Annotated in this window: 4 protein-coding genes; all 4 read left to right on the forward strand. The window is 73.4% G+C overall.

Annotated elements, in window-relative coordinates:
* Positions 1 to 1,143 precede the first annotated feature (1,143 nt).
* The gene (locus ACFP1K_RS40705) at positions 1,144 to 2,844 is read left to right on the forward strand and encodes an SWIM zinc finger family protein (RefSeq protein ID WP_380763884.1); all 1,701 of its coding nucleotides are present in this window, start codon (positions 1,144 to 1,146) and stop codon (positions 2,842 to 2,844) included.
* A complete protein-coding gene (locus ACFP1K_RS40710) occupies positions 2,841 to 4,268 on the forward strand; it encodes a DUF5691 domain-containing protein (protein ID WP_380763886.1) in 1,428 nt (475 codons plus the stop codon). The genes ACFP1K_RS40705 and ACFP1K_RS40710 overlap by 4 nt, the downstream gene beginning before the upstream one ends.
* Positions 4,269 to 4,972: 704 nt before the next feature.
* Complete coding sequence (locus ACFP1K_RS40715) at positions 4,973 to 6,037, forward strand: AAA family ATPase (protein ID WP_380763888.1); 1,065 nt, start codon at positions 4,973 to 4,975, stop codon at positions 6,035 to 6,037.
* Between the two features lie 484 nt (positions 6,038 to 6,521).
* Positions 6,522 to 7,191: DUF5682 family protein (locus ACFP1K_RS40720; RefSeq protein ID WP_380763890.1), on the forward strand; the 670-nt coding region annotated here is incomplete at its 3' end.

Below are 7,191 nucleotides of genomic sequence, written 5' to 3' on the forward strand. Positions count from 1 at the left end.
CGGGGACGCGAAGCGGTGGCGCGGGCGGCGGCGTGGCCCGGGGGCACAAGGCGGTGGCGCGGGCGGCGACACGGCCCGGGGACGCAAAGTGGTGGCGCGGGCGGCGGCACAGCCCGGGGACGCAAAGTGGTGGCGTGAGCGGCGGCACAGCCCGGGGACGCAAAGTGGTGGCGCGGGCGGCGGCACAGCCCGGGGACGCAAAGTGGTGGCGTGAGCGGCGGCACAGCCCGGGGACGCAAAGTGGTGGCGTGAGCGGCGGCACAGCCCGGGGGCACAAAGCGGCGGTAGCGGCGACATGGCGCGGCGCACAAGCGGGGGCGGCGGCCGTGTACGGGCGGGGCGCCCGGCGCGGACGCCCCCCGGCGGCCATCCGACGCCCGCCTTGATGGCGCCGACGCGGCGGGTCGTGGCGCGGGGATTCCGGCGCCCTTTACGGCGCTTGACCGGCCGGCTGGGACTTATGGGTGAGCCAGGTGCGCCGGGGGCGCGGACGCTTCCGTTGGCCGTCTGGCGTCCGCCCCCGGCGGCGTCCGACGACCCTCCTGGTGGCGCCGACACGATGGGTCATGGTTCCGGCGCCGCTTACGGCGCTTGTGGTCGGGCTGGGGATGTATGGGTGAGCCAGGTGCGGCAGGGCGCGAAGGCTTCCGTTGGCCGTCTGGCGTCGCCTCTGCCGGCCATCTCGCGACGCCCTTGACGGCGCCGACGCGGTGGGTCGTGGCGCAGAAATTCCGGCGCCCCTTACGACGCTCGGCGGCCGGGCCGGGACGTATCGGGTGATGCGCGGCATCCGGGGAGGTCCGCAGTGACCGCCTCCTGTGGCCGTCTGACGACCCCACTGATGGCGTTGGCCCGCTAGGTCGTGGTGCGGTCAAGTCGGCACCCTCTACAGTGCTCGGCCGGTCAGGCTGGGATGTATCGGGTGATCTAGGAAAGCGTGTCCTGCGGAGGGTGGTTAGTGCAGGAAAATACCTTGTGACCTGGTACGGAAAGCGGCCAGGAAATGTCGGAGGGGGTCGATAGTGTGCGGGTGTGATCGAACGTTGGAGTCGTGATCAAGTCCTGGCGCTGGCGCCGGATCCTTCGTCCAAGAAGGGTGCGCAGAGTGTAAGCACGCCTGCCAAATGGCCGGTCGCGGGCATCATGCCCGATGTCATATGGGGCGAGTGCAAAGGCAGCGGCGCCACGCCGTACCGCGCCTGCGTCGACCTCGCCGACACCGCCTACCGCTGTAGTTGCCCGAGCCGCAAGTTCCCGTGCAAACACGCACTGGGCCTCCTGCTCCTCTGGTCGTCCGACGGCGTCCCCCAGACCGACGAGCTTCCGCCCTGGGTCGCCGAATGGGTGAACCAGCGCCGCACCAAAGCGGCCCGCGCGGCCGCTCCACCCCGCCCCTCCCCAGGTGAGCCGCCTGAGCAATCGGCGGGCACCGGCCCTGCGGCGGGGGAGGCCGCGGAGCCGGGAACGACGCCGGTCGTCGACGGCGCCACCGGGGGAGCGGACGCGGCCGGGCGGCGCGCGGCGCAGCGAGAAGAGAGGGTCGCCGCCGGGCTGGCCGAGCTGGAGCGCTGGCTGGGGGACCAGATCGGGCAGGGGCTGGCGAGCGCCCGGCGGGACGCACCCGCGCAGTGGCAGGAGCTGGCCCGCCGCCTGGTCGACGCGCAGGCCCCAGGAGTCGCCGGGTTCGTGTCCCGCCTCCCCCGGGTGCTCGCCGACGAAGACTGGCCGTCCCGGCTCCTAGGGGAGTACGGCCTGCTCAACCTCCTCGCCGTCGGCCACCGCCGCGCCGCGGACCTCCCGCCCCCGCTACGCGACACCATCCGATCACGCGTCGGCTACCCCGTCTCACGTGAGGACGTCCTGGCCGGTGAGCGAGTGCGCGACGAATGGGACGTGCTCGGCCAGCGCGACGACGAACAAGACCACCTGGTCTCCCGCCGCGTCTGGTTACGCGGCAGGCAGACCGGCAGGTTCGCCCTGATCCTGTCCTTCGCCCCACCCGGCCAGGCCCTAGACGCCTCCCTGGTAACCGGCACCGCCGTAGACGCCGACCTCGCCTTCTACCCCGGCGCCTCCCCCCTGCGCGCCGTGATCGCCGTCCGCCACGCCCCCGCCCTACCCGCCCCCCCACAGGGCACCACCGTGACCGGCGCCCTGACCGAAATCGCCACCGCCCTAACCGGCGACCCCTGGACCGACTCCTGGCCAGTGATCCTCAAAGCCACCACCCCAGCCAGATCAGCCGACCTCTGGCTCCTGACCGACCCAGCCACAGAAGACCAGCCCGCAACCGCTGTCGAAGGGATGCCGGAGCCGGCGATCCACACCAACGCGGGCGGACAGGAGCAGCCTGCGCCCGATGCTGGAGGGACGCCAGGGCCGCTGCCCCATACCGGCCCACCCGCCCGGGACACGTCCGAAGGGACGCCGGAGTCGGTGACACAGGTCGGCACGGCTGTACCGGATGGGGTCAAGTCCGGTGGTGAAGGGATGCCGGAGGCGGTGACACATGCGGACGCGGCTGTACCAGACAGGGTCGTGTTCGGTGGTGAAGGGATGCCGGAGGCGGTGACACATGCGGGCACGGCCGCACAGGACGGGGTCGTGTCCGATGGTGAAGGGACTCCGGAGGCCGTGACGCATGCCGGTATGGACGTACCGGATGGGGGCGTGTCCGGGGGTGGGGGGATGCCGGGGATGGTGATCCATCCGGTGGTGGGGCATCCGTGGCGGTTGCTGGCGGTGTCCGGGGGGCGGGCGGTGACGGTTGCGGGGGAGTGGACGCCGCGGGGGGTTCGGCCGTTGACGGTCTGGGATGAGGAAGGGCGGGTGGTGGTGCTGTGAGCGGTGTCGCGGAGTGGGAGCGGCTGGTGTCGGCGGCGCTGGTCGGGGCCGATCGGCGGCCCGAGGCCGACCTGCTCGGACGGGCGGCGGCGCACACGGTGGGCGTGCGGGCGGGGCAGCGGCCTTACAGGGGCGAGCCGCTGCCCGCCGCACCCGCCGAGGAGCAGCCGAGGGTGCCACAACCGGCCGGGGAACGCGCGGCGCGCATCCTGGACGGCGAGCATCCCCGCCTGCTGCCCGAGTGGCTGGAGGCCGCCGCGGCCCGCGGCTACCGCCTGCCGCCCGAGCTGATCCCCCGGGTGCTGGACCACGGCACGCGTGACCGCTCGCTGCGCGGCCCCATCGGGGTCCTCGTGGGAGCGCGCGGCCGCTGGCTGGCCGGGCTCAACCCCGCCTGGGCGTACGTCCAGGACGAGGCCACCCCGGTCACGCTGCCCGCCCCGGTGGTGGCGTCCGCCGTGGCGCCGGGTTCGGGCCCGCCGCTGGACCTGTGGGAGTACGGCACCCGCGGGGACCGGCTCGCGTACCTGCGCAACCTGCGCCTGGCCGACCCGGCGCGGGCACGCGAGCTGCTGCGCGAGGGCTGGGACAAGGAGTCCCCCGATGACCGCGCGGCGTTCGTCAACGCCCTCGCCGAGGGCCTGTCGATGGACGACGAGCCGTTCCTGGAGGACGCGCTGGACGACCGCAGGCGGGAGGTCCGCGGCCAGGCCGCCGACCTGCTGACCAGGCTCCCGGCGTCGCGCCTCGGTCAGCGGATGGCCGAGCGGGCCGGGCGCTGCCTGGCGCTCTCCGGCGAACGGCTGCTCGCCGAGCCGCCCGCCGCCTGCGACGCCGCCATGGAGCGCGACGGCATCCGCTCCCGCGCCCCGGCGGGCACCGGGCAGCGGAGCTGGTGGCTGCAGCAGGTGATCGCGCGCACCCCCCTGGCGTTCTGGACCGACCGCTTCGGTCTTCCCCCCAAGCAGATCGTCCGCATGCGGGTCAAGGAGTGGGCGCGGGAGGTCCGGCTCGGGTGGGAACGCGCGGTTGTGCTGCAGAACGACCCCGAGTGGGCGCGGGCGCTGTTCGCCGTGGAACCGCTGACCGACCTGCTGGCCGTGCTCCCGCCCGCCGAACGCGCCGACCAGGCCGCCGAGCTGGTGCGCGCCCAGCCCGTGGACGGCCAGCTGATCATGATGCTCGGCGGCATCCCCGCCCCCTGGGGCCCGGCGCTGGCCGAGGCCGTACTCGACAAGATCGTGGACACGGTCGGCCGCCAGCCCTGGAACCTCGGCGAGCTGGTCCGCCTGGCCAGTGAGCGCGCCGACCCCGCCGCCCACGAGATGGCCGCCGCCCTGTCCCCCGAGCCCTCCGTCCAGGAGGTCGCCGACATCCTCCGCTTCCGCCACGCCATGCTCACCGAACTGGAGCCCCTCTCATGAGCCCCCGCTGGGGCGGTCTGCGTCCGGCGCGCCGTTCCGTCCGGAGCGGGGGCCGTCCAGTGAGGTCCTGCCGGGGGCGGTCTGCGTCCGGCGCGCCCTTTAGTCCGGAGTGGGGCACGTCCCGTGAGGTCCCGCCAGGCCGGTCTGCGTCCGGCATGTCGTTCGGTCCGGAGTGGGCGCCGTCCAGTGAGGTCCTGCCGGGCCGGTCTGCGTCCGGCGCGCCGTTCGGAGCCCGTCCCGTGAGGTCCCGCCAGACCGGTCTGCGTCCGGCATGTCGTTCGGTCCGGAGCGGGGGCCGTCCTATGAGGTTCCGCCAGGCCGGTCTGCGTCCGGCATGTCGTTCGGTCCGGAGTGGGGGTCGTCCAGTGAGGTCCTGCCGGGCCGGTCTGCGTCCGGCATGTCGGTCTATCTGGGCCGGAGTCATTCCGGTGAGCCCACGGTGGGGCGGGCCGCTTCTGGCGCGCCGTCTGCTTCGGAGCGGGGTCCGTTCCGTGAGGTCGGGGCGGGTGGTGTCGTTTTCGTCGCGTCAGGCTCATCGGGGTGGGGGCGTGCCGTGAGGTGGCTGGGTCGGGGTGGGGGCGTGCCGTGAGGTGGCTGGGTCGGGGTGAGTGTTTGGTCACGATGTATTACCGCCGTGGCGTTGTGCGCGGTGGGTGTCCATGCCGTTCCGCATCACCACTACGTGAGAGCGAGCTGAACGACCTATGACAGTCCTGCGTCCGCACGCGGAAGATCAATATGCCGAGGAGCTGGCGATTCTCGCCAAGTCCGACGAACGGCCGCGGCCGCCGGGGTGGAAGTTGTCGCCGTGGGCCGTGACGACCTACATCCTCGGGGACGGCGACCAGATCACGCCCAAGTACGTCGGGCCGCGCCGCATCGTCGAGGTCGCGGTGGCGACGCTGGCGACCGACCGGGCGTTGTTGCTGCTCGGGGTGCCCGGTACGGCCAAGACCTGGTTGTCGGAGCATCTGGCGGCAGCCGTCAGCGGTGACTCGACGCTGCTGGTGCAGGGGACGGCGGGTACGGCGGAGGAGGCCGTCCGTTACGGGTGGAACTACGCCCGGCTGCTCGCCGAGGGGCCCTCGCGGGAGGCGCTCACGCCGAGCCCGGTGATGCGGGCCATGGCGGAGGGGCGGCTGGTCCGGGTGGAGGAGCTCACCCGTATGCCGTCCGACGTGCAGGACGCGCTGATCACCGTGCTGTCCGAGAAGACCATGCCGGTGCCGGAGCTCGTGATGGAGGTCCAGGCCACCCGCGGCTTCAACGTGATCGCCACGGCCAACGACCGGGACCGCGGCGTGAACGAGCTGTCCAGCGCGCTGCGGCGCCGCTTCAACACGGTGGTGCTGCCCGTCCCCGCCAGCGAGGACGAGGAGGTCGACATCGTCTCCCGTCGTGTCGTGCAGCTCGGGCGCTCCCTGGAGCTGCCCGAGACGGCCACGGCCCTGGAGGAGATCCGCCGCGTCGTCACGGTCTTCCGCGAGCTGCGCTCCGGCGTCACCTCCGACGGCCGCACCACCGTGAAGTCCCCGAGCGGCACCCTCAGCACCGCCGAGGCCATCTCGGTTCTCACCAACGGCATCGCCCTCGCCGCCCACTTCGGCGACGGCGTCCTGCGCGCCGGTGACGTCGCCGCCGGCATCGTCGGCGCCGTGATCCAGGACCCGGTCTCCGACCGCGTCGTCTGGGGCGAGTACCTCGAGACCGTCGTCCGCGAGCGCCCCGAGTGGCGTGACTTCTACCGGGCTTGCCGCGATGTCTCCTGACCTAGCCTCCACGGCCACTGATCCGGCTTCGACGGTCACGGGCCCGGGTTCCACGGTTACGGGCCCGGCTTCTACAGTCATGGGCCCGGGTCCCACGGTCGCCGACCCGGGTTCCACGGGGCCTGGTTCGACGGGCCCGGGTTCCACGGTCACGGGCTCGGGGTCCACGGTCACGGGCTCGGGGTCCACGGTCACCGGCCCAGGTTCGACGGTCACGGGCTCGGGGTCCACGGTCACGGGCCCGGCTTCTACAGTCATGGGCCCGGGTTCCACGGTTACAGGCCCGGCTTCTATGGTCACCGGTCCGGGTTCCAGGGTCGCTGATTCGGTTTCGACGGTCACCGGCCCTGGTTCGACGGGCCCGGGTTCCACGGTTACAGGCCCGGCTTCTACGGTCACCGGTCCGGGTTCCATGGTCGCTGACTCGGTTTCGACGGTCACCGGCCCGTTGGCGCCTCGTTCGCGGGTGTCTGGGAACGGGGGGGTGCACGTTGTGCTCGGGGTGCGGCATCACGGGCCCGGGTCGGCGCGGGCGCTGATGGTGGAGTTGCGGCGGTTGCGACCCGACATCGTCCTCATCGAGGGTCCACCGGAGGCGGACGGGCTGGTGGCGCTGGCCGCCGACCCCGACATGGAACCGCCGGTCGCCCTGCTCGCTCACGTACCGGGTGAGCCGTCTCGCGCCGGTTTCTGGCCCTTCGCGGTGTTCTCCCCCGAATGGCAGGCCCTTCGGTACGCGCGCGAAGCAGGCATCCCCGCCCGCTTCTGCGACCTCCCCGCGGCCCACGGCCTGGCCGGCCCCGACGGCGCCGCCGGAGTCTCCGAGCCCCCCGGCCCGGGGAACCGGAGCCCCGGCGGCCCCGGGGTCCCCGGGAACGGTCCTGACGCGGTACGGCCTGGCGGTTCGGGGACCGGACCCGAGGTGGCGCCGCCTGGCGGTTCCGGGGGCGGTCCCGCAACGGCGGGGCCCGGCGAGTCCGAGTCCGAGTCCGGTGGCGAGTCCGGTGGCGGGGTCGGTGGCGGGGTCGGTGGCGAGTCCGGTCATGGGGCCGGTCATGGGGCCGGTCATGGGGCCGGTCGTGGGGCCGGGGGCGAGGTGGTGACGTCCGGTGCTCATGGGGAGCCTGAAGGGGGGCCTGGTGTTGAGGGGGGTG

It is taken from the genome of Sphaerisporangium aureirubrum, assembly GCF_042658925.1.
GTDB classification, from domain to species: domain Bacteria; phylum Actinomycetota; class Actinomycetes; order Streptosporangiales; family Streptosporangiaceae; genus Sphaerisporangium; species Sphaerisporangium aureirubrum.